The organism is Pseudoalteromonas sp. SANK 73390 (assembly GCF_054966645.1).
The window spans coordinates 1-2,014 of sequence record NZ_ARPN01000001.1 but is presented as its reverse complement, the minus strand read 5'-3'; the positions used below and the strand labels follow the sequence as shown (position 1 = coordinate 2,014).

Annotated in this window: 4 protein-coding genes; all 4 read left to right on the top strand. The window is 44.3% G+C overall.

What is annotated here, in order from left to right; genetic code table 11:
- The coding region (locus SANK73390_RS00020) for a hypothetical protein (protein WP_462762067.1) at window positions 1-357 on the top strand (357 nt) is incomplete at its 5' end.
- Window positions 347-748: a phage tail protein gene (locus SANK73390_RS00015; RefSeq protein WP_462762065.1), complete on the top strand. Its 402-nt coding sequence runs from the start codon at window positions 347-349 to the stop codon at window positions 746-748. The genes SANK73390_RS00020 and SANK73390_RS00015, both read left to right, overlap by 11 nt.
- A complete protein-coding gene (locus tag SANK73390_RS00010; protein WP_462762064.1) occupies window positions 738-941 on the top strand; it encodes a tail protein X in 204 nt (67 codons plus the stop codon). The genes SANK73390_RS00015 and SANK73390_RS00010 overlap by 11 nt, the downstream gene beginning before the upstream one ends.
- 2 nt (window positions 942-943) lie before the next feature.
- Window positions 944-1,921, top strand: a complete 978-nt coding sequence (locus tag SANK73390_RS00005) for a contractile injection system protein, VgrG/Pvc8 family (protein ID WP_462762062.1) — start codon at window positions 944-946, stop codon at window positions 1,919-1,921.
- The last annotated feature ends 93 nt before the right edge of the window (window positions 1,922-2,014 follow it).

Sequence of the window (2,014 nt, the reverse complement as noted above, 5' to 3'; positions counted from 1 at the left end):
CAGCCCGTAAAATCCGCTGCGCCTAGTTCGCTCACTCAGCAAGTCAAACAACAACTAGAACCTGTAACGTCATCGACTCTGCCAAATTTAGAGAACACAACGCGATACAAAGAAAAGACAGAGCGAACACCGACCCCGTATTTAGAAAGGCTCAATCAAGCAAGTAAAGTTGATGAACGTAAAGAACCTGGCCGCTCGGGTCTGCATAAAACTGTTGAACACAATGAAAACCACACTTGGTATGTGACCATTAATCAGCAACCAGGTGAGAACGAAAAAGCACTGGTTGATCGCATCATGCGCGAAATAGACAAACGAAAAGCACAAAATCAACGAGGGAAGTTATATGACGAGTGATGTAATGATTGCGTTGGGTGATTACCGATTTTCAGTGCCTAGCGCTGCATACTCTGAGTTTAGACGAGTCAGTGAGTATCGCTGGCGTTCACAAGAGCGATTGAGCCGAACACCTGCAATGCAATACATTGGGCCTGGCTACGACGAAGTAACAATGACGGGCACAATTTACCCCCATTTTAACGGTGGGTTATTTCAGGTAGAAGCAATGCGAGCAGAAGCGGTAAAAGGTAAAGCACTGCTTTTGGTAGACGGGCTGGGTTACGTACGCGGCAATTATGTGATCACTCGTATTGAAGAAACGCAAACAGATATACGTGTGGCTGGGGTGGCAGAAAAAATAGAGTTCAATATCACGCTAAAATACTATGGTGATGACAATGCTATATAGAACGAAAGATAATGAACGGTTAGATACAATCTGTTTCGAGCACTACGGCCATTTAAACGGCACTGTTGAGGCTGTTTATAACGCAAATCCAACATTAGCGAATCAACCAGCTAAATTACCCGCAGGTACTCTCATTGAATTGCCAGAAGTGCAAACACAAGCACAACAAAAAACCATTAAGTTATGGGATTAACGATGCGACCTACATTTCAAATTATCGCGGATAGCGTAGACATCACGAGCAAAGTTGCCGACAGGTTGTTGTCTCTAAGCATAACCGACGAGGCTGGTTTAGACTCTGACACGTTAGCAATTGTATTAGATGACAGAGACAATCAATTAGAGCTACCGACTCAAGGGGTTGAGCTGGCTGTTTTGATAGGTATTGATAAGCAAATAGCTGATAAAGGACTGTATACGGTAGATGAGTTAATTATCTCTAGCAGCCCCGACACTATTGAAATACGTGCTAAAGCGGCAGACATGCGCACATCACTCAAGGAACGACGAACAGCCAGTTGGGATAATGAGACATTAGGCGGCATATTAGAAGTTGTTGCAGGTAGAAACGGATTAACACCCGCCATTGCACCAACGCTAGCTAGTCTGCCAATTACGCATTTAGATCAGACAAACGAGCACGATTTACACCTGGTCACTCGGTTAGCCAAAGAGTACGACGCTGTAGGTAAAGTTGCCACCTCACATCTATTGTTTACCACCAAAGGCGACTCTAAAACCGCAAGTGGTAAACAATTGCCCTCAGTAGTGGTAAAAAAAGACGAAATAAGCAACATACAAGTGGTAATGGCAGATAGAGGAAAGTACCAAAGCACCCAAGCGTTTTGGCATGACCATAGCACTGGTGAACAAGTGGCAGTCAACGTGGGCAATGATGAGCCTGTATTCAAACTAAAGCACACGTATGATGACGAAGAAAACGCAACACGGGCAGCTAAAGCCAAGCTCTCAGCATTAAAAAGAGGCACATCTACTGGCTCGCTCTCGATGCCATGTACAAGCGATAACCTCAATGTGTTGGCTGAAAGTAAGTTAATACTGAAAGGGTTCAGGGAAGGTATTGAGGGAGAGTGGGTAGTGACTCGAACCCAATATGAACTATCAGGCTCAGGTCTAACCCTCTCGATTGAGTTTGAAACACCCAATAAATAGCTTTGAAATATTCAAAAGCCCTTTCAACTATTCAAAGATGCAAAATTCGCAGTTTTCGCGCAATTCGCGCTAAGTTTTCGCGCGCGGCATCAA